Here is a 27,000-nt window from a genome sequence, read left to right on the forward strand (position 1 = left end):
TCAAAACCCGATCAAGAACCTCAGGCCCAGTGCGGAACATAGCCAGCGCGTGGATGTTCCGGGTCTGCCACCCGTATCAGGCCGGTGTCCAATGTCTTGTTGATCACCGCAGTGGCTTGAGCGGCATTTTTCGTGGCGATACCCAGGCGGGCGCAGAGACTTGCATTCTTCATCTTGTCGCCACTGAGAAACTTCAGTACCGCATGGAAGTAGCAAGCGCGTACTCGCTCGTCTTGTGTCATCTCTGCAAAGCTGCGGGGGCCGTAGAGCACCGCCTGAGTGGCGTTGCTTTCGGCCCGGAATAGCGGGGCCGGCAGTTGGAACAGCTCGCAGGACTGCACGACCTTGTCGAGCCCGCTGCCCTGTTCTTCGCACATCTTCATGCGCCGCATCAATGATGCCAGTGCCTCGTTGCGCGAGCGTGGCGGCAAGTCAATCATGCGTTCAGGTTTGACCAATGTCGCGCCAGGATTGCTGATTTCCAGGCGGTCCTCGAAAAGTTCAATCTGCGGGCCGGCGCCGCTGACGGTCATGTCTTGATGGATCAAGGCATTGGCCACCAACTCGCGCACCGCCAAACTTGGGAAAAGCGGCCGTTCGTCGCGCAGCGCTGCGCCGATGTGCTCGTTCTTGGGGAGCAGATTGTTGACGTACTCAATCAAGCCTTCGAAGCCCACGGCATAGCCCTTCTGCCCGTCGAGGCGGTGGCTGACCGCGGCAGCGCGGTTCTTGCCTCTGTAGGCGACAAAGCGCACAGCCTTGCGTGCCAGGCTGGCCTCGAAGTCACTCAGCCGCGACGCAAAAAGGATGGCGCCGAGATTGGTGATGTTCCAGCGCGCGCCGACGTCGCGCGTGATCAGTCGGTCAGCGGCGAGCTTCTCGAAGATGCCGGCACGGTTGTCGGGCAAGGGTTGTCCGGTCAAACGGAAATAGTGGCTGTAGTCCAGCAGGCTCAACACTTCGTCGCTGCTGACATACTGACGGGCAATGCCTTGTTCCCAGCGATAGGGTTGCAGGCGCTCAATCAAGCGCTGGTAACGCTCGGGGTAGTCCGTGAGTCTCGGCGTGGCGCTGCCGATGCGGATAAAGGGTACGCCGTTGAAGGCCACTGGCGCACCCGTCGCGGCCGGAATTTCCAGCAAGACGAGTTGGCCACTCGGGTGAGAGACGGTGCGAAATGAGAAGGCGATGCTCGGTTGCAGGCTGTTCGCCAGCCAGAGGGACAGACCTTGGTTGCCTACCTTCTTGATGTCTGGATTGAACTCCGTGCCAATGATGGTGTGACCGGCATCTTCAACACCCCAGACCATATAGGCAAGATCCTGCCCGTCGATGCGAGCCGCGTTGGACAGGGCCGAACACCGCTTGCCGATCATCTCGGGATCGGTGTTGTTGCCCTTGAACTCCAGCCAGCTTGTTTCAGCGGGCTCCGCCAGCAACTGGGAGATCAGCGCGATATCGCGATCCGGATTCGTCATAGGCAGGGTAGGTGCCGCAATTCAAACGCGTCGGGTACGCCAATCAACTCGGCCCAGTGTCCTTGGATCAGACTGAGCTGGGGAGGGCGGTGGCCAATATCCATGTCCAGCAGCACGGGGATCCCCAGATCGCCCAGAGCAGACCGGATCGCGCCTTCATGAGTCAGCATGCCCACTGCAGGCGCGTCGGGTGCCGCGTGGCGTCCGATCAGGATGCCTGCTGCCTGCTCGAACCAACCATGCAGGCGCAGGCTGTGCAGCGCGCGCAGCAACTCGCAAGGGGACATTTCCGCATTTTCCAGGAACACCAGCAGCGGCCCGATGCCTGGCTGCTGTACCCAGGAACGCAGGTCGCCAAACGCGGTGCCGGCGATGCGGCCGAGGGTGTCGATGCAGCCGCCAATCAGCCGGCCACGCACATGGAGCGTTGGCTCGGCCGGGTTCAGGCTGCGCCAGCGCGTGGGCTCGGTGAGCGCATAGCCCGCATCGGGCGTCGCGGCCCAATCCGGCGCCTTGGCTTGCCAATGCGAGGACGGCTGCTGCACCAGTGCTTGATCCGCCGCGCTGCGCAAGGCGGCCCAATAGGCGGAGGTGGTGGCATCCAGCTGCGCCGCGCCCAGCTCCATGAGGTTGGGGCCATGCAGGCTCATCCAGCCCGCGCGCAGACACAGCGGCACTTGCAGGGTGCTGAGGTCGGAAAAGCCGCAGAACCACTTGGGCGTGGTGGCCGCCAGGGCCTCGAAATCCAGCAAGGGCAGCAGCTCGATGGCGCGCTCGCCACCCCAGGGCGGCATCACTGCCGCAATCGTGGGATCCAGCAGCAGGGCCTGCAACTCTGCAGCACGTTCGGCGGCCGGCGCACTGCATTGCTGCTGCTGGCGGCGTAGCGTGGCGCCTTCACGAACCTGAAATCCCTGTGCCTGCAGGTGGGCGATGGCTCTACCCAGTCGAGGCCAGCGCGACTGCGGTACGCCGGACGAGGGTGCGCACAGGGCAATGCAGTCGCCTTCGCGCAACGGGCGCGGCCGGCACGGCAGGGGCATTTGTTCAGCCCTTCGCAGCGGCACGCTCGGCCGACTCCATCGTATTGACCAGCAGCATGGTGATGGTCATCGGGCCGACCCCGCCCGGCACCGGGGTGATCCAGCCGGCGACGTCCTTGACGCCATCGAAATCGACGTCGCCGCAGAGCTTGCCCTCGTCATTGCGGTTCATGCCCACGTCTATCACCACCGCGCCGGGCTTGACCATGTCCTTGGTCAAGACATTGCGCTTGCCCACCGCGGCCACGACCACATCGGCCTGGCGCGTCATCGCGCCCAGGTCGGCGGTGCCGCTGTGGCAGATGGTGACGGTGGCATTGGCCTGCAGCAGCATCATGGCCATGGGCTTGCCGACGATATTGCTGCGACCTATCACCACCGCATGCTTGCCGCGCAGATCCTGCATGCCGATGCTCTCCAGCATCTTCATGCAGCCATAGGGCGTGCAGGCCTTGAAGCCTTGCTCGCCGACCATCAGCGCGCCGGCGCTGGCGACGTGGAAGCCGTCCACATCCTTCTCGGGCGAGATCGCCTCGATGACCTTGTGGTCGTCGATGTGCTTGGGCAGCGGCAGCTGCACCAGGATGCCGTGGATGCTCGGGTCCTTGTTGAGCGCCTCGACGCGCGCCAGCAGCTCGGCCTCGCTCATCGTCGCCTCGTACTTCTCCAGCACCGAATGCAGGCCGGCGTCCTCGCAGGCCTTGACCTTGTTGCGCACATAGACCTGGCTGGCCTGGTTGTCGCCCACCAGCACCACCGCCAGGCCGGGCTTGAGCCCCTTGGCCGTCAGCGCCGCGGCGCGTTGCGCCACTTCGGCGCGGAGTTGCTTGGAGAGGGCGTTGCCGTCGATCAGTTGGGCGGTCATGGTGAGGACTCCTAGAAAGCAAAGAGGCCGCTGTAGCAGCGGCCTCGATGGGGGTATGTCGTGTTCAGGCCTTGGCAGGGGCGCCCAAGGCAATCTTGAGCAGGTCGGCCACGGTGTTGGCGTTCAGCTTCTCCATGATGTTGGCGCGATGCGCCTCCACCGTCTTGATGCTGATGCCCAGATCGTCGGCGATCTGCTTGTTGAGGCGGCCGGCGACGATGCGCTCCAGCACCTGGGCCTCGCGGGTGGTGAGGCGCGAGAGCAGGGCGTCGCGGCTGGCGGCTTCCTGGTGGCTGGAGAAGGCCTCGCGGGCCTGGTCGAGCATGCGCTCCACCAGGGCCAGCAGCTCGTCTTCCTTGAAGGGCTTCTCGATGAAGTCCATCGCGCCCTTCTTCATGGTCTGCACCGCCATCGGCACATCGCCGTGGCCGGTGATGAAGACCACCGGCAGCGGGCTGCGGCGTTCCAGCAGGCGGTCCTGCAGCTCCAGGCCGCTCATGCCCTCCATGCGGATGTCGGCGATCAGGCAGGCCACTTCGCGCGGGTCGTAACGGCTCAGGAAGGACTCGGCAGAGTCAAAGCACTTGACGCGGTAGTCTTTGCCCTCCAGCAGCCATTGCAGGGAATCGCGCACGGCTTCGTCATCATCGACAACGTAGACGTTGCCCTTCTTCGGAATCAGGCTCATGGTGTCGCAGCAGTGTTCAGGGCGGGTCCCGAGGCTTCGGGACGGGATAGTTCGACGGGGATGGTGAAGGCGAACCTGCACCCCACGATGGAGGCGCCATTGTAGAGGTTCTCGGCACGGATCCGGCCCTGGTGCGACTCCACGATAGACCGGCATAACCCTAAGCCAATGCCCATGCCGTCGGACTTGGTGGAGAAAAATGCCTCGTACATGCGCTCGATCACCTCATCGGGCAGGCCCGGCCCCATGTCGGTGACCGAGAACTCGATATTGCCGCCCAGCTCGGCCGTGTGCTTGGGCACCACGCGCAGCTCGATGTGCCGGCGCGAGACCGGCAGCGCGGCGTTGTCGATCGCCTCGGCGGCGTTCTTGAGCAGGTTCATCAGCACCTGCTCGATCAGGATAGGGTCCACCATCAGGGTGGGCAGGCGCTGCGCCACATAGGTGTGGATGGCCACGTTGCGCCGGCGCAGCTCGATGCCGGCGAGCTCCACCGCGTCCTCGACGATGGCGTGGGCGCTGGAGGCCTGGCGCTGCGGTTCGCTGCGCTTCACGAAGTTGCGGATGCGGTGGATGATCTGGCCGGCGCGCTGCGCCTGCTTGGCGGTCTTCTCCAGCGCAGCCAGCAGATCGTCCTTCTGGATGGCGTCGTTGCGCACCCGCGAGACCATGCCGTTGCAGTAGTTGGTGATGGCGGTGAGCGGCTGGTTCAGCTCATGCGCCACGCTGGAGGCCATCTCGCCCATGGTCATCAAACGGCTGGTGACCTGGGCCTTCTCGGCCTGCTGGGCGGCTTGCTCCTCGGCGCGGCGGCGCGCGGTAATGTCGGTCGCGATCAGCATTTGCGCCAGTCGCCCGTCGGTCCATTGCAGGTACCGGGCGCGCACATCGAACCACATCTCCAGGCCCTCGATGAAGACCTCGCGCGGGTCCGAGCCCACCTCGGTGAGGTGCTGGGCGGGCAGACCGGTGTAGTCGTCCACCTCCTCGTCGGCGTCGGGGTCGTCCTTGCTGCGGCTGAGCTGGCTGCCGGCCAGCATGGCATGGCCCTTGGGGTCGGCGCCGAACCAGAGTCGGTAGCTGCGGTTGGCGAACAGCAGCTCTCCTTGCTGCACCGAGAGTACCGAGACGGCAGCGTCCAGCCCCTCCAGCACGGTGGTGAAGCGCTCGTGCGAGGCGCTGAGCTGGTCGCGCACGCGCTTGGCCTCGGTGATATTGGTCATCGAGGTCATCCAGCCGCTCTGCTTGCCCTTGGGGTCGATCAGCGGCGAGACGTACATGCGCGCGTCGAACACCGTGCCGTCCTTGCGCATCACCTTGACCTCGGCCCCGCCGGCCGGGCTGCGGCCGTGGATCTCCTGCTGCAGCAGGCGCGCGTTCTCCTCGAAGCGGTCGGGCGGCCAGTAGGGGAAGGGCGGCTTGCGGCCGATCAGCTCGGCCTCGGAGAAGCCGGTCATGGCGCAGAAGGCCGGGTTCACATAGGAGATGCGCGAGTCCATGTCCATGGCGCGCATGCCGGTGAGCATGGAGTTCTCCATGGCGCGGCGGAAATTGGTCTCGTTGGCCAGGGCGGTCTGGAACTGCATGCGCCGGCGCATATGTTTCCAGGTGCCCAAGAGCATCCACACCGTCAGTACCGACAGGGCCACCACCATCCAGAACAAGGTGTTGCTGATCAGCCCGATCGAGGTGCGATAGCCCTGGCCACGCAGCACCAGGCCGTTGAGCGCCGGCGCCAGCGGCACCTCGGAGACGATGGAGGCGCGCTTGATGCGCTGGCCCGGCATGGGGGTGACGGTGGAGGCCATCACCTGCTCGCGTGCGTCCAGCACCGAGACCGCGTGGCGGCCCGCCACCTCGGTGGGCACGTAGTAGCGCAGCAGGGCCTCGATCGAGTATTCGGCGATCAGCACGCCGGCAAAGCCGGTGCGGTCGATCAGCGGCACCTGCACCTGGAATACCGAGCTGCTGTTGTTGTCGCTGAAGGGCTGGGAATACACCACCTGGCGCCGCTCCTTGGCGGCCTGGAAGGCGATCTCGGGCGCAGTGTTGGGATTGCCGCTGGGCATCGAGGGGTCGCCGCCGTCCAGCACCATGAGGTTCTCTGCCTGGAAGCCGGCGCCGCTGACGCTGGCGCGCCGGTCGCGGCGGTTCGTCAGCCAGGTCACATGGGTCACCTCGGGCCGCTCGCGCGCGAAGGCGCGTGCCTGTACGCCGAATTCCTGTGGGTCGATGGCGCGCGTGACGATGTCGCGCGCGATCACCACCAGCTTTTCCTGGTTCTCGTTCAGGCGCACGCGGATCTGCTGCTGGGCGATCTCGGTGTCGCGCTTGACAGCCTCGGCCTCGCGTTCGATTTCCTCGTTGCGCAGGTACCAGAAGGCCAAGATGATGGCCGCCAGGAACAGCATCACCGAGACCAGCGGACCGAGGGTGGCAAAGCGGTCCTGGCGCGAGGGCGACTGGCGCCGCCACCAGGCGGCGGCCAGGCGTTGCAGCGGGGTGAGGGTGCGGCGCAGGGCGCCCTTGAAATCGAAACGGGAAAGCATGGTGTGATTATCCCGGCGCATGTGCCGCCGGCCCAGCGAGCAATCCCTTTGATTTCATTATGTGAAACGAGCTCGCACGATTTGGAATTTCAGAAAGCTTGTGAGAAACTCGCGCCGGAAAATTTCGACGCAGGATTCAGTAGGAGACAACATGTCCGCGCAGCCTCAGTCTTTTCTCGGTGCATCAGCCAATGACACCGACGCTCTCGAAACCAAGGAATGGCTGGATGCCCTGTCCGCGGTGATCGGTGAGGAAGGGGGCGAGCGCGCCCACTTCCTGCTCGAGACCCTGATTGACCATGCCCGCCAGGCCGGCATCGAGACTCCGTTCTCGGCCCATACCGCCTACGTCAACACCATCCCGGCCGACCAGGAGGCGCGCTGCCCCGGCAATATCGCCATCGAGAAGCGCCTGCGCGCCTATATGCGCTGGAACGCCATGGCGATGGTGGTGCGCGCCAACCGGCTGAACCCGGCCGACGGCGGCGACCTCGGCGGTCACATCGGTTCCTTCGCCTCGCTGGCCTCGATGCTGGGCGCCGGCTTCAACCATTTCTGGCATGCCGAGAGCGAGGGTCATGGCGGTGACCTGCTCTACATCCAGGGCCACAGCGCCCCCGGCATCTATGCGCGCGCCTTCCTGGAAGGGCGGCTGACCGAGGCGCAGCTGGACAGCTTCCGCCAGGAGGTCGACGGCCGTGGCCTGTCCAGCTACCCGCACCCGAAGCTGATGCCCGAGTTCTGGCAGTTCCCCACCGTCTCCATGGGCCTGGGCCCGCTGATGGCGATCTACCAGGCGCGCTTCCTGAAGTACCTGCATGCCCGCGGCATTGCCGACACCGCCAACCGCAAGGTCTGGGCCTTCATGGGCGACGGCGAGATGGACGAGCCGGAAAGCCTGGGCGCGATCGGCCTGGCCGCGCGCGAGGGCCTGGACAATCTGATCTTCGTCATCAACTGCAATCTGCAGCGCCTGGACGGCCCGGTGCGTGGCAACAGCAAGATCATCCAGGAACTCGAAGGCGAGTTCCGCGGCAGCGGCTGGAACGTCATCAAGCTGATCTGGGGCAAGGGCTGGGACGAGCTGCTGGCGCGCGACAAGAGCGGCAAGCTCAAGCAGCTGATGATGGAAACCGTGGACGGCGACTACCAGGCCATGAAGGCCAACGACGGTGCCTATGTGCGCAAGCATTTCTTCGGCAAGTACCCCGAGACCGCCAAGCTCGTCGAGCACATGAGCGACGAGGAGATCTTCGATCTGCGCCGTGGCGGCCACCAGCCCGAGAAGGTCTTCGCGGCCTTCCACCAGGCCCACCACAACAACACGGGCCAGCCCACGCTGCTGCTGGTCAAGACCGTCAAGGGCTATGGCATGGGCAAGGCCGGTGAGGGCAAGAACACCGTGCACCAGACCAAGAAGCTGAGCGACGAGGACATCAAGTACATCCGCGACCGCTTCAACATCCCGATTCCGGACAGCGAGCTGCCCAAGCTGCCCTACTACAAGCCGGCCGACGACACGCCCGAGATGCGCTATCTGCACGAGCGCCGTCAGGCCCTGGGCGGCTATCTGCCGCAACGCCGTGTAAAGGCCGACGAGAGCTTCAACGCTCCGCCGCTGGAGACCTTCAAGGCCATCCTCGAGCCCACCGCCGAGGGCCGCGAAATCTCGACCACCCAGGCCTATGTGCGCTTCCTGACCCAGCTGCTGCGCGACAAGGACCTCGGGCCCCGCACCGTGCCCATTCTGGTCGACGAGGCGCGCACCTTCGGCATGGAAGGCCTGTTCCGCCAGATCGGCATCTACAACCCCAAGGGCCAGCTCTACACCCCGGTCGACAAGGACCAGGTGATGTACTACCGCGAGGCCAAGGACGGCCAGATCCTGCAGGAAGGCATCAACGAGGCCGGCGGCATGGCCAGCTGGATCGCTGCGGCGACGTCGTATTCGACGAACAACCGCGTCATGATCCCCTTCTACGTCTACTACTCGATGTTCGGCTTCCAGCGCATCGGCGACCTGGCCTGGGCCGCGGGCGACATGCAGGCGCGCGGCTTCCTGCTGGGCGGCACCTCGGGTCGCACCACGCTGAATGGCGAAGGCCTGCAGCACGAGGACGGCCACAGCCACATCCTGGCCGGCACCATCCCCAACTGCGTCAGCTACGACCCGACCTTTGCCCACGAGGTGGCGGTGATCATGCAGCATGGCCTGAAGCGCATGGTGCAGGACCAGGAGAACGTCTACTTCTACATCACGCTCTTGAACGAGAACTACCCGATGCCCGGACTCAAGGCCGGCACCGAGGAGCAGATCATCAAGGGCATGTACCTGCTGGAAGAGGCCGGCCCCGGCCCCTTGAGCGTGAACCTCTTGGGCTCGGGCACCATCCTGCGCGAGAGCCAGGCCGCCAAGACCCTGCTGGAGCAGGACTGGGGCGTGAGTGCCAATGTCTGGAGCTGCCCGAGCTTCAACGAGCTGGCACGCGACGGCCAGAACGCCGAGCGCTGGAACCTCTTGCACCCCACCGAGCTGGCCTGCGTGCCCTTCGTGACCCAGCAGCTCAGCCGCACCAGCGGCCCGGTCGTGGCCTCCACCGACTATATGAAGAACTACGCCGAGCAGATCCGCGCCTTCGTGCCCGCAGGCCGCTCCTACAAGGTGCTGGGCACCGATGGCTTCGGCCGCTCGGACTTCCGCTCCAAGCTGCGCGAGCACTTCGAAATCAACCGCCACTACATCGTCGTCGCCGCACTCAAGAGCCTGGCCGACGAGGGCAAGCTGCCCGCCGCCAAGGTGGCCGAGGCGATCGCCAAGTACGGCATCAACGTCAACAAGATCAACCCGCTGTACGCCTGATTCGGCGGCGATCGGAGACACGAAATGGCATTGGTAGAAGTGAAGGTTCCGGACATCGGTGATGTCAAGGACGTGGCCGTGATCGAGCTGATGGTGAAGGTGGGCGACAGCGTCAAGCTGGAGCAGAGCCTGATCACCGTGGAGAGCGACAAGGCCTCGATGGAAATTCCCAGCTCGCATGCGGGCGTGGTGAAGGAGATCAAGGTCGCCGTGGGCGACAAGGTCAACGAGGGCAGCCTGGTGCTGCTGCTTGATGCAGAGGGCGTGGCTGCAGCCGAGCCCGCTGCGCCCGCGACTGCTCAGGTGGCAGCGCCTGCGCCTGTGGCAGCATCGGCTGCCCCTGCCGCCAGCTCGCTGGTGGAGGTGTTCGTGCCCGACATCGGCGACTTCGAATCGGTCGCGGTGATCGAGGTCTTCGTCAAGCCCGGCGACACCATCAAGCTCGAGCAGAGCCTGGTCACGGTGGAGAGCGACAAGGCCTCGATGGAGATCCCGTCCTCGCATGCCGGCGTGGTCAAGGAGCTCAAGGTCAAGCTGGGCGACAAGGTGGCCAAGGGCAGCCTGCTGGCGCTGGTGGAAGTGCAGGGCGCTGCTGCTGCTGCTGCTCCTGCTGCAGCTGCCGCTGCCGCTGCCGCTGCGGCAGCGCCGGCGATCGCGGCCGTCACCGCCCCGGCGGTCGCCGCAGCGCCGGCTGCCCCGGCAGTCCCGGCAGCAGCGCTGCCGGCGCATCAGCCCGGCACGCCCAGCGCAAGCCTGCCCCACGCCTCGCCCAGCATACGCAAGCTGGCGCGCGAGCTGGGCGTGCCCCTGGCCGAGCTCAAGGGCTCGGGCCTCAAGGGCCGCATCGTCGAGAGTGACATCCAGGGCTTCGTCAAGGCCGTGATGGCCGGCGCGGTGCAGACCCTGGCGCAAAAGGCCGCGGCCCCGGCCGCCTCTTCGACTCCCGCCGCCAGCGGCGGCGCCTTGCCTGGCCTGCTGCCCTGGCCCAAGGTCGACTTCGAGAAATTCGGTGCGGTGGAGCGCAAGGAACTCTCGCGCATCAAGAAGATCTCTGGCGCCAATCTGCATCGCAACTGGGTGGTGATCCCGCATGTCACCAACCACGACGATGCCGACATCACCGAACTCGAAGCCTTCCGTCTGCAGACCAACAAGGAAAACGAGAAATCGGGCATCAAGGTCACCATGCTGGCCTTCATGATCAAGGCGGCCGTGGCGGCGCTGAAGAAGTTCCCCGAGTTCAATGCCTCGCTGGAGGGCGAGGGCGATGCGCAGAAGCTGGTGCTGAAGAAGTACTTCCACATCGGTTTTGCGGCGGACACGCCCAATGGCCTGGTGGTGCCGGTGATCAAGGACGCCGACAAGAAGGGCATCTTCGAGATCAGCCAGGAAATGGGCGAGCTCGCCAAGAAGGCGCGCGACGGCAAGCTGGGGCCCGCCGAGATGAGCGGCGGCTGCTTCACCATCTCCTCGCTGGGCGGCATAGGCGGGCGCTACTTCACCCCCATCATCAATGCGCCCGAGGTGGCCATCATGGGCGTGTGCAAGAGCCAGATCGAGCCGGTGTGGGACGGCAAGGCCTTCCAGCCGCGCCTGATGCTGCCGCTGTCGCTGAGCTGGGACCACCGCGTTATTGACGGTGCCGCCGCGGCCCGCTTCAACGTCTATTTCGCTTCGCTGCTGGCTGACTTCCGCCGCATCGTGTTGTGACCGGAGACTACTGACATGGCATTGATAGAAGTTCAAGTTCCCGACATCGGCGACTTCAAGGACGTGGCCATCATCGAGTTGCTGGTCAAGCCCGGCGATGTGGTCAAGGCCGAGCAGAGCCTGATCACGGTGGAGAGCGACAAAGCCTCGATGGAGATCCCGTCCTCGCACGCCGGTGTGGTGAAGGAGCTCAAGGTCTCGCTGGGCGACAAGGTCAACCAGGGCACGGTGCTGTTGCTGCTGGAATCGGACGCGGCCGCCGCGCCGGCACCTGCAGTCGCTGCACCCGCCGCGACCGCTCCCGCGGCGGCGCCGGTCGTGGCTCCCGTCGCTGCCGCCTATACGGGCAGTGCCGACCTGGATTGCGATGTGCTGGTTCTGGGCGCGGGCCCCGGCGGCTACTCGGCCGCCTTCCGCGCCGCCGACCTGGGCCTCAAGGTCGTGCTGGTGGAGCGTTATGCTACGCTCGGTGGCGTCTGCCTGAACGTGGGCTGCATCCCGTCCAAGGCGCTCTTGCATGTGGCGGCGGTGATGGACGAGGTCTCGCACATGGCCGATCTGGGCGTAGATTTCGGCGCGCCCACGGTCGACGTGGACAAGCTGCGCGGCCACAAGGAAAAGGTCATAGGCAAGCTGACCGGCGGCCTGGCGGCGATGGCCAAGATGCGCAAGGTCACCATCGTGCGCGGCTATGGTGCCTTTGTGGACCCCAACCATGTGCAGGTGGAAGAGACCACCGGAGGCGCGCAAGAGAAGACCGGCGCCACCAAGACCATACACTTCAAAAAGGCCATCATCGCCGCCGGCTCGCAGGCGGTGCGCCTGCCCTTCCTGCCCGACGACGAACGCATCGTCGACTCCACCGGCGCGCTGGCCTTGAAGGGCACGCCCAAGAAGATGCTGATCATCGGCGGCGGCATCATCGGCCTGGAGATGGGCACGGTCTACTCGACGCTGGGCGCACGCCTGGATGTGGTGGAGATGCTGGACGGCCTGATGCAGGGTGCCGACCGCGACCTCGTCAAGGTCTGGCAGAAGCTCAATGCCAAGCGCTTCGACAACATCATGTTGAAGACCAAGACGGTGGGCGCCGAGGCCACGCCCGAGGGCATCAAGGTGCAGTTCGAATCGCTGGACGGCGTGAAGAGCGAAGGCACTTACGACCTCGTGCTGCAGGCCGTGGGCCGCACGCCTAACGGCAAGAAGATTGCCGCGGACAAGGCGGGCGTGGCGGTGACCGATCGTGGCTTCATCAACGTCGATGTGCAGATGCGCAGCAACGTCGCCAACATCTTCGCCATCGGCGATGTGGTGGGCCAGCCCATGCTGGCGCACAAGGCGGTGCACGAGGCCCATGTGGCGGCCGAAGTCATCGCCGGCGAGCTGCTGGGCGATGCCAAGCTGGCCAAGAGCCAGTTCGACGCCCGCGTGATCCCCAGCGTGGCCTATACCGACCCCGAAGTGGCCTGGGTGGGCCTGACCGAGGACCAGGCCAAGGCCCAGGGCATCAAGGTCAAAAAGGGCCTGTTCCCCTGGACCGCCTCGGGCCGCGCGATCGCCAACGGCCGCGACGAGGGCTATACCAAGCTGCTGTTCGATGACAGCCCGGAAGCCCATGGCCACGGCAAGATCCTGGGCGGCGGCATCGTCGGCACCCATGCTGGCGACATGATTGGCGAGATCGCCCTGGCCATCGAGATGGGCGCCGACGCGGTGGACATCGGCAAGACCATCCATCCGCACCCCACGCTGGGCGAGAGCATAGGCATGGCGGCTGAGATCGCGCATGGCAGCTGCACGGATGTGCCGCCGGCGCGGAAGTAGGCAGGCCGCCCGTGGCGACGCCATACGAGGCCCGGGCCGCTGGCGGCTCGGGCCGGCAAGCCGTCCCTTAGTGCAGATTGATGACGCGGTAGCCGGGGGCGAAGGTCCGTTGGATATAGAGTGCGCCGTTTGGCGACAGGGCCAGCGGGCCGCCGACCTTGTCCTGCCAGACCGATTGCCGTGTCGTCAAGTCAATCGCGTAGCTCATCCACCTGCTGGATACCAGCGCATGCTTCCCTACGATTAGCAGCGGGCTGTTGAATCCGCCCAGCTCGGAGTCTGTGCTGGTCCAGGACCAGAGGGGCTGGCCGGTTTCAATCGATCTTGCTTCGAGCTTGCTGCCGTTGACTACATAGACCGCGTCGGGTCCCTCCACCAGATTGCTGTTGAAGTTGCCCTGCACATTCCAGGCGAGCTTGCCTTGCAGAGTGTCAAAAGCGAGCAGGCGAGGCAAAAAGGACTGCCCATACCAGGGCGCCCAGGCGGCAAGATAAACGCGCCCGCCCGCGCCCAGCACTGGTGCCTGCTGCATGGCGGGCGGGAAGTAGCTATCGGCAGGAACTGGGATGGTGAACGCGATCCGCCCGCTGGCCAGATCGATGACTTGCAGTCCGACGCGTCGGTACACATAGGCATAGCGCTGATCAACGGCGGGCGAGCAAATCGGATCGTGTTCATCGCCCGCCAATGTGACAGTCCACTCCTCTTGCAGGCTCAAGGCGTCGAAGCGGGTCAGGGCATTGCCCGTCTTGCAGAGATATAGCTTGCCGTCGCGGATCACAGGATTGGGCTGCTCTCCCATATATCGGCTCAGCGCGACCTGGCCCAGCGCCGCGCCCGACGCTGCGTCGAAGCTCTGCAAGGTGGAGCGACTGCTGGGGCTCCAGCTGCCGGTCACCACATAGACGCGGTTTCCCGCCAGCGACGGACCGCTGAGGGTGCCGTCGTCGAGTGTGCTCATCCATGTCTGCGTGCCGTCGCGTTCACTGAACGCGGCCAGCTTGAGGCCAAGGCTGACGAACACATGGCCATTGCCCAGGGCCGGAGGACGAGTCGGAGAAGGTGCGGCGGCCTCGGGATGGCTCCAACGCCGGCTGAAGCGCGAAGGGTCCAGCACGCTGCTGGCGCTGGCATTGTGGCTCGCGCTGCCATAGTAGTTGGACGCATCGACCACGGGGCTCAACTCGCGCGGGTCCGTCTGCGAGCGCACCGTCAAACGGTAGGGCAGCTGCCAGGGCGAGCCGGCGATGGGTTTGCTGCAAGTACGCGGATCGTCCTGGCAGGCCCGCACTTCAATGGCCCCCTGGTGCGTGCCGACGCCCAAGCTGCGCGCGATCGTGAGGGTCGCGGCGAAGCTGGTCGTACTGGTCGGCAAGACCTGCATGCCGGGTTCGAGCACGCCCACCGAATCCATCACGCCAACATTGATGGTTTTACCCGCGGGCGGCAGGCTGCCCCCCGCCTGCGCGGTGATCGCAAAGCTCTGCGATTCGCCCTGGTAGATAGTGGCATCCAGCGAGCCAGGCGCGAAACTGAGTTGCATGCCCTGGCTGACGGGTGGTGCAGTCGATCCTGCAGTGCTCCCACCGTCAGTACCGCCGCCGCCACAGGCGGTCAACACCAGGCCAAGCAGGCCATAAGCAAACTGTCGCATTGCATTCCTCCCTCGGTTCCCGGCATCTCATGGCGTCGGGTAAGCGCGCGAATTCTATGCGGTGCGCCGTACCGGCTGGTGCATGCCGACAAACCCAGTGGCTGGTTCCAAATCTCGCTAGTTGCTGGCCCTAGCCTTTCAACTGCGCGCGCAGCCGGCTCAGGCTTACCGGCGTGATGCCCAGATAACTGGCGATATGGTGCTGCGCCACCTGCGCCTCCAGCCCCGGGAACTGGGCGCGGAATTGCAGCAGCCGCTCGCGCGCGGGCAGGGCGGCCAGGGCCCATTCGCGCTCGGCGCGGCGCAGCAACTCGCCGCGCAGTATGTGGTCGCCCCAGGCACCGACGCAGGGCTCGCTGCGCATCAATCGGGACAGGGCCTCGGCGCCGAAACTCGCCACCCGGGCCGGGCCGAGCGCATCGCATTGGATGCGCGAGCGGCCCTCGGCGTGCCGGGTGATCGCTGGGGGCAGGGCGCAGGGGCCGACATGAAAACCCAGTGTGACGCTGCGACCCTCACGGTCTCCCACCCAACTGCGCAGACAGCCGCGCAGCACCATCACTTCACGCTCGCCATGGTCGCCCACGCGCAGCAAGGTCTCGCCGGCCTGCAGGTCGCGCAACTGCATCTGCGCCAGCAGCGGCTCGAAGGCCCGCGCTTCGATCGTGGCACCTGGCGCGCTCAGCGCCGCGATGCATGCCAGCAGCTCGATGCGCAGGGCCTGTGGCGGCGATGGGCTGACGGGGCAAGTCAATGGCGCTTATCCGTTGTTAATGAGGGCGTGATGGCTTGCTGCAAGCATGCGGCCAGCCATCATTCTAGAAAGGAGATCCTGTGCTCAACGAGATTTGGCGATTTTCCTGGCTTCGCGTCACATCGCTGCTGGGCCTGCTGGCCAGCCTGGTCGCCTGTGCGGGTGCGCCTCCAACGGTGCCGGCCACGGCCCTCACCGACCCCAGCCTGCCGCAGCTGCGGCTGCGCGGGCATGTGTTTCATGCCGAGGCCTTTGGCGATGCCTCGCTGCCCGTGCTCATCGTCTTGCATGGCGGTCCGGGCGCCGACTACCGCTACCTGCTCGGGCTGGCGGCGCTGGCCGACCGGTACCGGGTCGTCTTCTACGATCAGCTCGGCAGCGGTCTGTCTGAGCGCGTGCCCGCCGCACAGATCACGGTGCAGAGCTTTGTCGACGACCTGGATGCCGTGGTGCAGCACCATGCCGGGCAGCGCGCCGTGCACCTGCTGGGCCATTCCTGGGGGGCGATGCTGGCGACTGCCTATGCCGGCGCACATCCGCAGCGCGTGGCCAGCCTGGTGCTGGCGGAGCCGGGCTTTCTCGACGCCGACAGCTTGGCCGGTCTGCAGGGCGGTGCATGGCCCGGCTGGCGCCGGATCTTCGGCATGTCGCGGGCTTGGCTGGCGCAATGGCGGGTCTCGGAGCGCGACGATCCCTACGCCCGGCGTGACTGGCTGATCCAGCAGATGCTGGTGATCGCGCAGCCCGACGAGGCCTTATGCAATGGCCGCCTGCCGGAGCTGCAAGGCTGGCGTGCCGGCAGCCCGGCCTTTGACGCCACCCTGGGGCGCATGATGGACGATGCGGCATTCGCCCAGAGCCTGGACTTTGCTCGCGGTGTCGAGCACCTGCGCAGCCCGGTGCTGTTCCTGCGCGGCGCATGCAACCAGGCGCAGGGCGAGGCGCATCAGCGGCGCATGATGGCGCGCTTCCCGGCCTCGAGCCGCCCCCAGCTGCTCAGCATCGCGGATGCGGGCCACTTCATGTTCAACGACCAGCCCGAGGCCAGCATGGCGGCGGTGCGTGGATTTCTGGCGGCGGTGCCGCCATGAGTTGGCAAACGTCGCCAATGATCGTCCACCGGCAGCGGCAAGGGTTCGGGCCTGTTCGCTTCTTGGCGCGGCTGCATGCGCAAGCGAGGGTTTCCAACGCGGGGATTCAAACGCGGAGATGACGCCGCAGGCCCAAACGTCAATCGCCCCGGCCAGACGCTGGCTCACCCGGCCAGAGCCGCTGTAGCAGTTCCAGGGTAGGAAAGCCATCGACCGGCAGGCCCTCGCGCTGCTGCCAGGCCCGCAAGGCGGCGCGGCTGACGGGGCCGAACACGCCGTCGGCCGGGCCGGGCGCAAAGCCTTGCTCAGCCAGGGCGCGCTGCAGCGTCTGCAACTGCGTGCGGCTGAGTGCCTGCAACTCGCGCGGCCAAGCGGCGTGCACGCCCTCGCTGCGCCCCGCCAGCCGCTCGCTGAGCAGGCCGATGGCCAGCGCATAGCTGTCCGAGGCGTTGTAGCGCCGTATCACGCGCCAGTTATGTCCCACCAGAAAGGCCGGGCCACGGCTGCCCGCCGGCTGCAAGACCCAGGCCTGGGCCATGGGGCTGAGCCCAATGGCCGCTGGGTCGGTCGGGCGCAGGCCTTCGGCGGCCCAGGCCGCGCTGGACTGCTGCAGCGATGCATCGGCGCGCGCGGGGTCAAAGCCCTCCGGCAGTATGAGTTCCTGGCCCCAGGGTTCGTCGGCCCGCCAGCCACGCCGCTCCAGGTAATTGGCGGTGGAGGCCATCACATCGGGCAGGCTGGCCCAGAGGTCGCGGCGGCCGTCGCCATCGGCGTCCAGCGCGTCGCTGAGAAAGTTGCTGGGCATGAACTGGGTCTGGCCCATGGCCCCGGCCCAGGAGCCGACCAGACGGCCCCGGTCCGCATCGCCGGCCTGCAGGATGCGCAGCGCCGCCAGCAACTCGCGCCGCGCCATCGCCTCGCGCCGGCCGTCCACCGCCAGCGTCACCAGCGCATCGATCACCGAGATGCTGCCCGAGTCGCGGCCGAAGTCGCTCTCCAGTCCCCAGAAGGCAGCCAGCACCGCAGCCGGCACGCCCGAGCCGGCACTGGCCCTGTCCAAGGCCGCGCGGGTCGCCGGCTCGGCCATGCGCGCCAGCCCGCGCTTGACACGGGCCGCCGACACCGCCGTGTCCAGATAGCTCCAGATCTGCCGGCTGAACTCGGGCTGGCTGCGGTCCAGCGCCAGCACCCGTGGCTGGCACTGCAGGTCTTGGAAGGCGGCGTCGATGACGGCGTCCCCTATGCCCGCGGCCCTCGCCTCGGCGCCAAAGGCCTGGGCCCAGGCGCGGCAGCGAGCCTGCAAGTCTTCGACCAGCACAGGCGTCGCGGTCGGCGCCGGTGCCGGCTGCGTCATCTCGGCATCGGCTCTCGCCGTGGCCTCGCGCAGTGGCGCGGCCGCGCAGGCAGTCAGAAGGGCTGTCAGCGCCAGTGTGAGCAACAGCGTCACTGGCGCCGGCTGCTGCCGGGACACCGTGGATCGGCAGGATGGGCGCAGCAAGCCTCAGCCCTTGTCATCAACACTCAACAGGCTCTCATCCCAATCCGGGTGCTTGTCATAGCCCAGCAGCGCGGCCGTGGTGGCCGCCAGATTCGACAGGCCGGCCGCGGCGGTTTGCTTCAGCCCCAGCCGCAGGCCAGGGATGCGGTGATAGAGGATCAGCGGCACCGGGTTGAGCGTGTGCGCGGTCTTGGCCTTGGGGCTGCCGTCCTTGTTCAGTGCCGGTTGGCCGGTCTTTTTGTCGAGCTCGAACATCTCGTCGGCATTGCCATGGTCGGCGGTGATCAGGGCCACGCCGCCGGCGGCGTCCACCGCCTTGAGCAGGCGGCCCAGCGCCAGGTCCAGTGCCTCGATGGACATGGTGGCGGCGCGGAAGTTGCCGGTATGGCCCACCATATCGCCGTTGGCAAAATTGCAGCGCAGGATCTTGTGCTGGCCGCTCTGCAGCGCCGCGATCATCGCGTCGGCAATCTCGGCCGACTTCATCCAGGGGCGCTGCTCGAAGGGCACCACATCGCTGGGCACTTCCAGATAGGTCTCGCCCTCGAACTTGCTGGAGCGGTTGCCGTTCCAGAAGTAGGTCACATGGCCGAACTTCTGGGTCTCCGAGCAGGCGAACTGGGTGATGCCCAGCTTGCTGAACCATTCGCCCGAGGTGTTGCGTATCGCCGGCGGTGCCACCAGAAAGCGTGCCGGCAGCTTCAGGTCGCCGTCGTATTGCAGCATGCCGGCAAAGGCGACCTTGGGGGTGCGAATGCGCTCGAACTTGTCGAAGGCTGCACCTTCCTCGAAGGCACGCGTGATCTCGATCGCGCGGTCGCCGCGGAAGTTGAACAGCACCACCGCGTCGCCGTCTTCAATCGTGCCGATGGGCTGGCCGTGCTCGGCGATGACGAACTCGGGCAGGTCCTGGTCGATCACGCCGGGGTGCTGCTGGCGCAGGCCCTCGATGGCGGCGCCGGCATTGGGGAACTGCGGGCCCTGGCCCAGCACATGGGTCTTCCAGCCGCGCTCGACCATGGGCCAGTTGGCGTCATAACGGTCCATGGTGATGGACTGCCGCCCACCGCCGGAGGCGATGCGGGCGTCGAAGTTCTCATCGCTCAGCTCGGCCAGCAAGGCCTCGAAGGGCAGGACGTACTCCAATGCGCTGGTTTCGGGCACATCGCGGCCGTCGATCAGCGCATGCACGCGCACCGAGCGCAGGCCCTCGGCCTTGGCCTGGCGCACCAGGGCCTTGAGGTGGTCGATATGGCTGTGCACATTGCCGTCGGAGAGCAGGCCTATGCAGTGCAGGCGGCCACCCTTGCCATCCTTGCCGGCCTTGGCCGCGGCGACGATCTCCTGCCAGGCCTGGCCCTGCCAGATCTCGCCCGCGGCGATGGAATTGGCCACCAGGGCCGCGCCCTGGGCATAGACCTGCCCGGCGCCGAGCGCGTTGTGGCCGACCTCGGAATTGCCCATGTCCTCGTCGGAGGGCATGCCCACCGCGGTGCCATGGGCGCGCAGGCGGATGTTCGGGTGCTCGGCGAAGAGCTTGTCCAGCGTCGGCTTGTTGGCGGCCGCGATGGCGCTGCCGGCGTCCGTTTTCGCCAGGCCGTAGCCGTCCATCACGATCAGCACCACGGGGCCGACGGCGGCGGCGACTTGGGAGAGGGATTCGTTTCTTTGCAGCATGAGCGGGAGAGTGAGCTGGAATTTGGCGTGCGGCCGCTATTGTGCGTGCTCGGCCGTGATCAGCTTGCGCAGCCAGGGAATCAGCGCCATCAAGGCAATGCCCACCGCCACGCTGCCCAGGCCCAGCTGGGTGAACAGGGTTGCATAGGCCGGGTTGCTGGTCAGCGCGTTGGTGCCGGCGGGCTGCGCCACCATGCCGGAGAAGTCGGCCGCGAACAGCGAGGCCAGGCCGGTCACCAGCATCCAGCTGCCCATCATCACGCCCTGGTACTGGCGCGGTGCCAGCCGGCCAATCATGGCGTAGCCCACCGGCGAGATCAGCAGCTCGCCGAGCGACTGCAGCACATAGCTGGCGAACAGCCAGACGAAGGCCACCTGGCCCTCGGCATTGGCGAAGTGGATGCCCAGCGGCAGGGCCAGAAAGCCCAGGCCCATCAACAGCAGCGAGGCGGCGAACTGCTGCGGCACGTCCAGCGGCCAGCTGCGCGCACGCAGGCGCACGAACCAGGCCGACAGCAGCGGCCCGCCCAGCACGATCACCACGGTGTTGATGTTCTGCACCCATTGCGGCGCGATCGTCACGCCCGCGAGCTCCAGCTTCACATTGCCCACCGCGAACAGCTGCAGGCCGCTGGGCGCCATCTGGTAGAGCGACCAGAACATCAGCGAGCCCAGCGTCAGCACCAGATAGGCCCACATGCGTTTTCGCTCGGGCACATCGCGGTGGCGCAGCGTCAGCACGACCAGGGCCAGGGCCACGCCCGCGCTGATCAGCTTGACCAGCGACTCGGTGCCCTCGGGATGTTGCAGCAGCCACCACAGCAGCGGCACCAGGCCGATCAGGATGGCGGTGCCGGCGGCAAAGCGCGCGCGGAACTGCGCGGCGCCGACCTTCATCAGCGGCGTGTCCAGATCGGCCAGTACCTTCCAGAAGGCCAGGGCGAGGCCGATGGCGACGATGTTGCCGATGGTTGCGAACCAGAACAGGCTGCTGTAGCTGTGGCTCAGCTGGAAATGACCGGCCACCGTGAAGCCGATGAAGAAGCCCACGTTCATGCCCGCGTAGTTCCACAGGAAGGCACCCTCGCGGCGGTTGTCCTCGGGCGCGAAGCGCTGCGTCAGCATCATGTTGAGGCAGGTGACGTTGAGGCCGCTGCCGGTCAGGAACAGCGCCAGCCCCCAGTACAGCAGGGCCTCGGTGCCGCCGGCGATGGCGGCGCAACCGAACACCTGCAGCAGCATGCCGCCGACGAAGAGATTGCGATTGCTCAGGAAGCGGCCGCCCAGATAGCCGCCGAACAGGTGCAGGCCATAGTTGAAGGCGCCGAACACCCCCATCACCAGTGCGGCATGCTCGGCGCTGAAGCGCAGATGCGCGGTGGCATACAGCACCAGGCTGGAATACAGCACGGCATAGCCCAGCGTGGAGAACATCTGGACGAAGAACAGCACGCCCGAGCCGGGCGGGATATGCGCGAGGCGCTGCGAGGTGGTGGACAAGGCTGGGGCTCTTTCGGTGAAGGAGCGGGGAATCATAGCCACGCGTCGACCCGGCGCGTCATTCACCGGGCCCGGCCGTGCATTCGCCGAAATCCACGCGACAAGCGCCGCCGGCTTCGCTATCGTCGCGGCCATTCACTCAAAGGGAGTATGTCCACCATGTCTCGTCGATCCCGCGGCTGCGAGCGGCGCCAACCGCATGACCATCTCTTTGTCGGCCTGGTGCTGATCGCGATCGGCAGCGCCGCGCTGCTGGAAAAACAGGGCTATGGCGTGCTGGACCTGCTCTGGACGCATTGGCCGCTGGCCATCACCGTGCTGGGCCTGCTGCGCCTGGTGACGGCGCGCAGCGCGCGCCAGCTCGGCAGCGCCTGTTTCCTGCTGCTGCTCTCGGCCTGGCTTTATGCCTGCGAGACCGCCTATATGGGCCTGAGCTACCAGAACAGCTGGCCGCTGCTGCTGCTGGCCCTGGGCCTGGGCAAGATCCTGGTGGGCAGCTTCGGACTGCTGCGCGGGCGCGGCAGCAGCGCCGGTCGTGACGATCAGGGGCAGGCATGAGAAGAGACCGTGATCCACGCCAGCAGCTGCTGCTGGGCCTGGTGCTGGCCCTGCTGGGCCTGCTGTTCCTGCTCGACAACTTCCATGTCTTCGACGTGCGCCGCATCCTGCCCTTCTGGCCGCTGGTGCTGATCGCGCTGGGCGTGCTCAAGTTCACGCAGTCGCCACAGGGCCCGGGCCGCGGCCTGGGCGCGGCGCTGATCGTGGTGGGCAGCGTGCTGACGCTGCGGCATCTGGGCCTGTTCGACTTTCGCTGGCGCGACTGGTGGCCGCTGCTGCTGATCGGGCTGGGGGTGCTGGTGATGGTCAAGGGCCGCATCGGCGCCGACTGGGGCAGCAAGGACGCGCCCGTCGACGAGCTGAACACCGACCGCATCGACCTGACGGCGGTGTTGGGCGGCAACCAGTCGCGCGTCAGCAGCCCGCAGTTCAGCGGTGGCAAGGTCAGCGTGGTGCTGGGCGGCGCGCAGCTGGATCTGCGCCAGGCCTCGGTGGAGGGCACGGCCCGGCTGGATGTGTTCGTGCTGATGGGCGGCCTGGAGCTCAAGGTGCCGAGCGACTGGGCGGTGAGCGTGAATGGCCATCCGGTGCTGGGCGCGATCGAGGACAAGACCGTGCCCCCGCTGCTGAGCAGCAAGCGCTTGGTGATCCAGGGCGAGGTGATCCTGGGCGGCGTGGAAGTGCGGAACTGACGGAATAGGGTGCGCTCGATCTACTCGCTGCTGTTCCGCCCGGCCGTGCTGCTGGGCTGGCTGGCCGCCTGCGCGCTGCTGGGGGGGCTGCTGGCGGGCGGCCTGGTCTGGCTGGCCGGCTGGGGCTGGCTCGCGGCGCTGGGCGCGGCCATGCCCCTGCTGCTGCTCTATGGCCTCTTGCTGCCCTCGGCCTGGGAACTCAGCCGCGCCCTGCCGCTGGCGCGCGGCAGGGCCTGGCAGGGGCTGGCGCGCTACGCGGTGGCCGCGCTGCTGGTGGGCGGCCTGTGCCTGCTGCCGGCCTGGGCCTGGCTGGAGCCCGGGCCGCCGCTGGCGGCGAGCCTGTTCGCGCTTGCCAGCGGCGGCTATCTGCTGGCCCTGCTGGCCGCCGATGCCTTGCAGGCCTGGGCGCGCCTGCGCGAGGCCGAGCGCCGCGCCGAGCAGGCGCAGGCGCGTGCGCAGGAGGCCGAGCTGCTGATGCTGCGCAACCAGGTGAATCCGCATTTCCTCTTCAACTGCCTGAACTCGATCAGCGCGCTGACCAGCTTCGACGCCGCGGCGGCGCGCCAGATGACGCTGGCCCTGGCCCAGTATTTCCGCCAGACCCTGGCGCTGACCCAGCGCGACTGGATCACGCTGGACCAGGAGCTGGCGCATTGCCGCGGCTATGTCGAGATCGAGCAGGTGCGCTTTGGTGCCGAGCGCCTGCGCCTGGACTGCGAGCTGGCGCCCGGCGTCGGCGCCGCGCTGCTGCCGCCCATGCTGCTGCAGCCGCTGGTGGAAAACGCGGTCAAGCATGGCATCGCGCCGCTCAGCGAGGGGGGTAGCCTGCGCCTGCAGGCCCTGCGCCAGGGCGATTGGCTGCATCTGCACATCCACAACCCGGCCGCGCCGGCCAAGCCGGTGTCCCATGGCACGGGCACCGGCCTGAGCAATGTGCGCCAGCGTCTGCTGAGTCTCTACGGCGGCCAGGCGCGCCTGGCGCTGCGCAGCGAGGCCGGGCAGTTCGTGGCCGAGATTACCCTGCCCTGGAGAAGCGAAGCATGAGGCTGACTGCCCTGCTGGTGGACGACGAGGCGCTGGCGCGGCGCCTGCTGCGCGAGTTCCTCAAGCCCCATGCCGATATCGAGGTCGTCGGCGAATGCGCCGATGGCGAGGCCGCGCTGCAGGCGCTGGAGACTCTCGCCCCCGATCTGGTGTTCCTGGACATCCAGATGCCGCGCCTCAGCGGCCTGGAGCTGCTGCGCTTGAGTGGCCGCGAGCATGGCGTGATCTTCACCACCGCGCACGAGGCGCATGCGCTGCAGGCCTTCGAACTGCATGCGGTGGACTATCTGCTCAAGCCCTTTTCGCAAGCGCGCTTCGACCGTGCGCTGGCACAGGCGCGCAAGCTGCTGCCGCTGGCCACGCCGGGCCTGCGCCAGTTGGTGGCGGCCAGCAGCCCGCAACGCATCGTGGTGCGCGAGCGCCAGCAAGTGCATGTGATCAAGCCGGACGAGCTGCTGTGCGCCGAGGCGCAGGACGACTATGTCTGCATCCACCTGGCCGAGCGCAGCCTGCTGAAGACGCAGACCCTGGCCGAGTTCGAGGCCGGCCTGGATCCCAAGCGCTTCGTGCGCGTGCACCGCTCCTGGCTGATCAATCTGGACCAGCTGTTGCAGATCGAGCGCCAGGGCAAGGACCAGCTCGTGGCGCTGCTGCGCGGCGGCCGCCGCGTGCCGGTGAGCCGCGCCGGCTACGAGCGCATCAGGCCGCTGCTCAAGTGAGTGGCAGGCGGCCGCAATCGGCGGTGCCGAAGCGGTCCACCTGCAGGCGCAGGCGCTGGCCCTGGCGGTAGGCCTGCCACTGCGGCTGCGCCAGCCGGCAGGTCCAGGCCCGGCCATCGGCGGCGCGCATCAGCAGCTCGTAGAACTCGTGCCGCTTGCCCGCGCGTTCCGCGCCCAGCTGCTCGGGTGCCAGGCGGTTCAGCGCCGGCACGGGCCAATGCGGCGGGCCGGGCGCATCGCCCTCGGCCTGCGCGCTATGCAGCGCGCGCCATGCCGGCGCGCTGTAGCGGCAATGCTCGGCCGGCGCACTGCGCTGGCCGCTCGGGTCGGGCAGCAGGCGCCGGCCGATTTCGCGCGCGCCGGCGGGCATCTCGTCGCACCAGCCGGAGGCGCTTTCGGCCACCAGGGTCTCGATCTCGATCACCAGCCGCCAGCGTTGCTGCTCGATCCGCACCGGCACACCCGTGGGGCCGAACACCCACCAGGCCGCGAGCAGCAGGGGCGGCGTCATCCACAGCGCCGCCCACAGCGGCGAGCGCGGGGCGCGGTTGGGATAGGCTGAGTCGGTCGGCATGCCGCGCATTGTCGGCGCGGCGGCGGCGCTGCTCAGACGCTGAGCCGGAGCGCGCGCAGGGCGCGGTCGGCGCGCCGGAAGGTGGGCACGCCGCCGGCCTCCAGCAGGCGCGCCAGCTCGTCGTAGATGGAACCGCCATCGATCACCGCGATGCAGGGCTTGTGCTGGGCCTGCAGCAGCTGGATCCAGCGCGTGGCGATGGCGTCGGGCTCGAGCGCCGCCGCGCCCAGGGTCTTGAGCGACGGCGTGAGCGGCACCAAGCCGACCAGGGCCAGGTCCACGCCGGGGTCGGCCAGCACGGCTTCGATCACCGCCTCGTAGCCGGCGTCGCCGCACATCGGGGTGAGGTCCAGCGGGTTGCCCACGTCCACCAGCTCGGTGAGGCGCTCGCTGGCAAACACTTCCTTCAAGCGCGCCTCGGTGGCCGCGTTGAAGCTTGCCAGCTGGAAGGGGCCGAGGTTGTCGGCCATGGACACGCATTCGAAGCCGGCATTGCTGACCGCGGCCAGGCGCCGCCCGCGCACCTGGCGCCGGCCCAGTGCCAGGTGCAGGCCGATCAGGGCCTCGAAGTCGGTGATGGTCTCGGCCAGCATGACACCGCAGCCGCGCGCCAGCTCGCGCGTCACCGCGGCATTGCCGGCGATCGAGGCGGTGTGGCTGCTGCTGGCCTGGGCACCCTCCTGGGTACGGCCGGCGCGGTAGAGGATGACCTTGCGGCCGCTGGCGGTGATGGCCTTGGCGGCACGCAGGAACTTCAAGCCGTCGAGCTCCTTGAAGCCCTCCACATAGACGGCAAAGACCTCGATCTTGGTGTCGTGCTGGAGCTGGCTGAGGTAGTCGCCCACGGTCAGATCGCTCTGGTTGCCCAGTGTGATGCAGTAGCGCGGGTTGACATGGTGGAACTGGTTGAGCCGCGTGATCGCGAAGGCGCCGCTCTGGCTGATGAGGGCCAGCGGCGATTCCGGCCCGGTCGAGAAGGGCAGCTTCTCGCCCGGGATGAAGAGGGTGTTGTAGCGGCCCGGCAGCGAGCGCACGCCCAGGCAGTTGCCGCCATTGATGAGCGGGCCCTGGTCGGTGGAGGCGCGCGCCGCCTGCAAGGCCTGCTGCATGCGCGCCACCAGCTGCTCGGTGCCGGCCTTTTCCTCCAGCCCGCCGGGGATCACGATCACCGCCTGTGCCTTGGCCTGCGCGATCACCTCGCCCAGCACCCCGGGCACCTGGGCCGCGGGCACGATCACCACCAGCAGGTCCACCGGCGCGGGCAGGGCGCTCACATCGGCCACGCAGGCGATCCCGTCTATGGCCGCCGTGCCGGGCTTGATGACGGTGAGCGCCGCCGGGTCGAAGCCCTGGGCAAGGATGTTGTGCAGGATGGTGCGGCCCGGGCCACCCTTGTCGGAAACACCCATGATGGCCATGCTGGCGGGCGCCAGCAGCCGGCCCAGCTTGTGCAGCGGGCGCTCGGGCGGCTCGGTCAGGTAGGGGCGCTCGGGCAGGCGTGCCACGCAGTCCAGCGCCACCAGCTCGCCAGCTCTTGAGATCACCAGCGGGTTGATCTCGACCTCGACCAGCTCGGCCGGCATGCGCTGGCGCGCCAGCGTCAGCAGCTTGTCCAGCAGCGCGCGCAGGCTGGCCTCGGGCAGCAGGGCGGGCTGCTGGCGCCAGGGCTGGGTGGCGAACTGCGCCACCGCGTTGCTGGCCAGGTCGAAGTCGCTTGTCAGCTCGGGCGAGAACACCGACAGCTCGCGGCCCGGCCTGAGCTGGCCGGCCAGGTACTCGGCCGCCACGCCGCCGCAGGCCAGGCTCAGGGTGGCGCCGAAATCCTCGGTCCAGCGCAGCCCGAGCAGGAACTCATGGCCGAAGCCGCGTTCGTACTCCACGCATTCGTTGAGGCTGTAACCGCTCACCGCGTAATGCGGCGCCAGCCTGGCATGCATATCGGCCAGCACCTCGGCCACCGCCTCCAGCCGGTTGTCGACGATCTTCACGCCGCCCAGCTCGGTCTTGTGCAGGATGTCGTGCGCCACCACCTTGACCACCACCTTGTCGCCGGGCGGCAGCTGTTCGGCGCTCAGTTCGGCAGGGCTGGCCAGCAGCACCTGGCGCGGCACGCGCACGCCGGCCTCGGCGAGTATCTGCAGGCCCTCGGCCTCGGTCAGGGTGTGGCGTTGCTCGGCGCGCGCGCGCGCCAGGATCGCCTGTGCGGTGTTGTCGTGGTTCAT

Annotated in this window: 20 protein-coding genes; 8 read left to right on the forward strand and 12 right to left on the reverse strand. The window is 67.3% G+C overall.

All coding sequences use genetic code 11. The features are described from left to right. Window positions 1-20 precede the first annotated feature (20 nt). The 5 genes from WG898_RS13555 to WG898_RS13575 all read right to left on the reverse strand — a co-directional run bounded on the left by WG898_RS13555 (window position 21) and on the right by WG898_RS13575 (window position 6,623). The gene (locus tag WG898_RS13555) at window positions 21-1,478 is read right to left on the reverse strand and encodes an ATP-binding protein (protein WP_339603338.1); all 1,458 of its coding nucleotides are present in this window, start codon (window positions 1,476-1,478) and stop codon (window positions 21-23) included. Next, window positions 1,475-2,521: a S66 family peptidase gene (locus WG898_RS13560; RefSeq protein ID WP_339603339.1), complete on the reverse strand. Its 1,047-nt coding sequence runs from the start codon at window positions 2,519-2,521 to the stop codon at window positions 1,475-1,477. Before WG898_RS13560 ends, WG898_RS13555 begins: the two co-directional genes overlap by 4 nt. A gap of 4 nt (window positions 2,522-2,525) precedes the next feature. Then, complete coding sequence (gene folD, locus WG898_RS13565; RefSeq protein WP_339603340.1) at window positions 2,526-3,386, reverse strand: bifunctional methylenetetrahydrofolate dehydrogenase/methenyltetrahydrofolate cyclohydrolase FolD; 861 nt, start codon at window positions 3,384-3,386, stop codon at window positions 2,526-2,528. Window positions 3,387-3,450: 64 nt separating this feature from the next. After that, complete coding sequence (locus WG898_RS13570; RefSeq protein WP_339603341.1) at window positions 3,451-4,074, reverse strand: response regulator transcription factor; 624 nt, start codon at window positions 4,072-4,074, stop codon at window positions 3,451-3,453. Beyond that, window positions 4,071-6,623: a PAS domain-containing sensor histidine kinase gene (locus WG898_RS13575; RefSeq protein ID WP_339603342.1), complete on the reverse strand. Its 2,553-nt coding sequence runs from the start codon at window positions 6,621-6,623 to the stop codon at window positions 4,071-4,073. Before WG898_RS13575 ends, WG898_RS13570 begins: the two co-directional genes overlap by 4 nt. 151 nt (window positions 6,624-6,774) lie before the next feature. Between WG898_RS13575 and aceE the strand changes: the two genes are divergently transcribed. The 3 genes from aceE to lpdA are packed head-to-tail and all read left to right on the forward strand — an operon-like array spanning window position 6,775 to window position 13,017. Then, window positions 6,775-9,483, forward strand: coding sequence for a pyruvate dehydrogenase (acetyl-transferring), homodimeric type (aceE, locus tag WG898_RS13580; protein WP_339603343.1), 2,709 nt, complete (start codon window positions 6,775-6,777; stop codon window positions 9,481-9,483). Window positions 9,484-9,507: 24 nt separating this feature from the next. Further along, window positions 9,508-11,193 carry a dihydrolipoyllysine-residue acetyltransferase gene (gene aceF, locus WG898_RS13585; protein WP_339603344.1) on the forward strand — a complete coding sequence of 562 codons (1,686 nt, stop codon included), beginning with the start codon at window positions 9,508-9,510 and terminating at the stop codon, window positions 11,191-11,193. Between the two features lie 15 nt (window positions 11,194-11,208). After that, window positions 11,209-13,017, forward strand: a complete 1,809-nt coding sequence (gene lpdA / locus WG898_RS13590) for a dihydrolipoyl dehydrogenase (RefSeq protein ID WP_339603345.1) — start codon at window positions 11,209-11,211, stop codon at window positions 13,015-13,017. A 67-nt stretch (window positions 13,018-13,084) separates the two neighbouring features. On the opposite strand, the gene WG898_RS13595 is transcribed toward lpdA, so the two are convergent. Together WG898_RS13595 and WG898_RS13600 are read right to left on the reverse strand one after the other, a co-directional pair. Beyond that, window positions 13,085-14,671: an outer membrane protein assembly factor BamB family protein gene (locus WG898_RS13595; protein WP_339603346.1), complete on the reverse strand. Its 1,587-nt coding sequence runs from the start codon at window positions 14,669-14,671 to the stop codon at window positions 13,085-13,087. A 130-nt stretch (window positions 14,672-14,801) separates the two neighbouring features. Beyond that, the gene (locus WG898_RS13600) at window positions 14,802-15,425 is read right to left on the reverse strand and encodes a Crp/Fnr family transcriptional regulator (RefSeq protein ID WP_339603347.1); all 624 of its coding nucleotides are present in this window, start codon (window positions 15,423-15,425) and stop codon (window positions 14,802-14,804) included. Between the two features lie 80 nt (window positions 15,426-15,505). On the opposite strand from WG898_RS13600, the gene WG898_RS13605 reads away from it, so the two are divergent. Then, window positions 15,506-16,516 (forward strand): alpha/beta fold hydrolase, encoded by a 1,011-nt coding sequence (locus tag WG898_RS13605; RefSeq protein ID WP_339603348.1) that lies wholly within the window; start codon window positions 15,506-15,508, stop codon window positions 16,514-16,516. A 139-nt stretch (window positions 16,517-16,655) separates the two neighbouring features. Here WG898_RS13605 and WG898_RS13610 read toward each other — a convergent pair whose 3' ends face one another. Genes WG898_RS13610 through WG898_RS13620 form a run of 3 tightly spaced genes read right to left on the reverse strand, consistent with a single transcriptional unit; the run spans window position 16,656 to window position 21,191 of the window. Then, entirely contained in the window at window positions 16,656-17,963 is a 1,308-nt protein-coding gene (locus tag WG898_RS13610; RefSeq protein ID WP_339603349.1) for a lytic murein transglycosylase, read from the reverse strand. 54 nt (window positions 17,964-18,017) lie between these two features. Beyond that, window positions 18,018-19,691, reverse strand: coding sequence for a 2,3-bisphosphoglycerate-independent phosphoglycerate mutase (gene gpmI, locus WG898_RS13615; RefSeq protein ID WP_339603350.1), 1,674 nt, complete (start codon window positions 19,689-19,691; stop codon window positions 18,018-18,020). A gap of 36 nt (window positions 19,692-19,727) precedes the next feature. Continuing rightward, entirely contained in the window at window positions 19,728-21,191 is a 1,464-nt protein-coding gene (locus tag WG898_RS13620; RefSeq protein WP_339603351.1) for a peptide MFS transporter, read from the reverse strand. Window positions 21,192-21,350: 159 nt separating this feature from the next. On the opposite strand from WG898_RS13620, the gene WG898_RS13625 reads away from it, so the two are divergent. The 4 genes from WG898_RS13625 to WG898_RS13640 are packed head-to-tail and all read left to right on the forward strand — an operon-like array spanning window position 21,351 to window position 24,204. Further along, the gene (locus tag WG898_RS13625) at window positions 21,351-21,749 is read left to right on the forward strand and encodes a LiaF transmembrane domain-containing protein (protein WP_339603352.1); all 399 of its coding nucleotides are present in this window, start codon (window positions 21,351-21,353) and stop codon (window positions 21,747-21,749) included. Then, a complete protein-coding gene (locus WG898_RS13630; RefSeq protein WP_339603353.1) occupies window positions 21,746-22,441 on the forward strand; it encodes a LiaI-LiaF-like domain-containing protein in 696 nt (231 codons plus the stop codon). The genes WG898_RS13625 and WG898_RS13630 overlap by 4 nt, the downstream gene beginning before the upstream one ends. Window positions 22,442-22,450: 9 nt before the next feature. Beyond that, complete coding sequence (locus tag WG898_RS13635) at window positions 22,451-23,485, forward strand: sensor histidine kinase (RefSeq protein ID WP_339603354.1); 1,035 nt, start codon at window positions 22,451-22,453, stop codon at window positions 23,483-23,485. After that, window positions 23,482-24,204 (forward strand): LytR/AlgR family response regulator transcription factor, encoded by a 723-nt coding sequence (locus WG898_RS13640; RefSeq protein WP_339603355.1) that lies wholly within the window; start codon window positions 23,482-23,484, stop codon window positions 24,202-24,204. Before WG898_RS13635 ends, WG898_RS13640 begins: the two co-directional genes overlap by 4 nt. Here WG898_RS13640 and WG898_RS13645 read toward each other — a convergent pair. Together WG898_RS13645 and WG898_RS13650 are read right to left on the reverse strand one after the other, a co-directional pair. After that, window positions 24,197-24,778 (reverse strand): hypothetical protein, encoded by a 582-nt coding sequence (locus tag WG898_RS13645; protein ID WP_339603356.1) that lies wholly within the window; start codon window positions 24,776-24,778, stop codon window positions 24,197-24,199. The two genes, WG898_RS13640 and WG898_RS13645, sit on opposite strands and share 8 nt — an antisense overlap. Before the next feature lie 32 nt (window positions 24,779-24,810). After that, window positions 24,811-27,000, reverse strand: a complete 2,190-nt coding sequence (locus WG898_RS13650; protein ID WP_339603357.1) for an acetate--CoA ligase family protein — start codon at window positions 26,998-27,000, stop codon at window positions 24,811-24,813.

It is taken from the genome of Paucibacter soli (genome assembly GCF_037482845.1).
GTDB lineage: Bacteria > Pseudomonadota > Gammaproteobacteria > Burkholderiales > Burkholderiaceae_C > Paucibacter_B > Paucibacter_B soli.

Bases quoted from the DNA above. Each gene is read 5' to 3' on its own strand.
- WG898_RS13625 (WP_339603352.1), top strand. From the start codon at position 21,351: ATGTCTCGTCGATCCCGCGGCTGCGAGCGGCGCCAACCGCATGACCAT.
- aceE (WP_339603343.1), top strand. From the start codon at position 6,775: ATGTCCGCGCAGCCTCAGTCTTTTCTCGGTGCATCAGCCAATGACACC.
- lpdA (WP_339603345.1), top strand. From the start codon at position 11,209: ATGGCATTGATAGAAGTTCAAGTTCCCGACATCGGCGACTTCAAGGAC.
- WG898_RS13555 (WP_339603338.1), bottom strand. From the start codon at position 1,478: ATGACGAATCCGGATCGCGATATCGCGCTGATCTCCCAGTTGCTGGCG.
- WG898_RS13650 (WP_339603357.1), bottom strand. From the start codon at position 27,000: ATGAACCACGACAACACCGCACAGGCGATCCTGGCGCGCGCGCGCGCC.
- gpmI (WP_339603350.1), bottom strand. From the start codon at position 19,691: ATGCTGCAAAGAAACGAATCCCTCTCCCAAGTCGCCGCCGCCGTCGGC.
- WG898_RS13595 (WP_339603346.1), bottom strand. From the start codon at position 14,671: ATGCGACAGTTTGCTTATGGCCTGCTTGGCCTGGTGTTGACCGCCTGT.
- WG898_RS13630 (WP_339603353.1), top strand. From the start codon at position 21,746: ATGAGAAGAGACCGTGATCCACGCCAGCAGCTGCTGCTGGGCCTGGTG.
- folD (WP_339603340.1), bottom strand. From the start codon at position 3,386: ATGACCGCCCAACTGATCGACGGCAACGCCCTCTCCAAGCAACTCCGC.
- WG898_RS13570 (WP_339603341.1), bottom strand. From the start codon at position 4,074: ATGAGCCTGATTCCGAAGAAGGGCAACGTCTACGTTGTCGATGATGAC.
- aceF (WP_339603344.1), top strand. From the start codon at position 9,508: ATGGCATTGGTAGAAGTGAAGGTTCCGGACATCGGTGATGTCAAGGAC.
- WG898_RS13560 (WP_339603339.1), bottom strand. From the start codon at position 2,521: ATGCCCCTGCCGTGCCGGCCGCGCCCGTTGCGCGAAGGCGACTGCATT.
- WG898_RS13575 (WP_339603342.1), bottom strand. From the start codon at position 6,623: ATGCTTTCCCGTTTCGATTTCAAGGGCGCCCTGCGCCGCACCCTCACC.
- WG898_RS13640 (WP_339603355.1), top strand. From the start codon at position 23,482: ATGAGGCTGACTGCCCTGCTGGTGGACGACGAGGCGCTGGCGCGGCGC.
- WG898_RS13645 (WP_339603356.1), bottom strand. From the start codon at position 24,778: ATGCCGACCGACTCAGCCTATCCCAACCGCGCCCCGCGCTCGCCGCTG.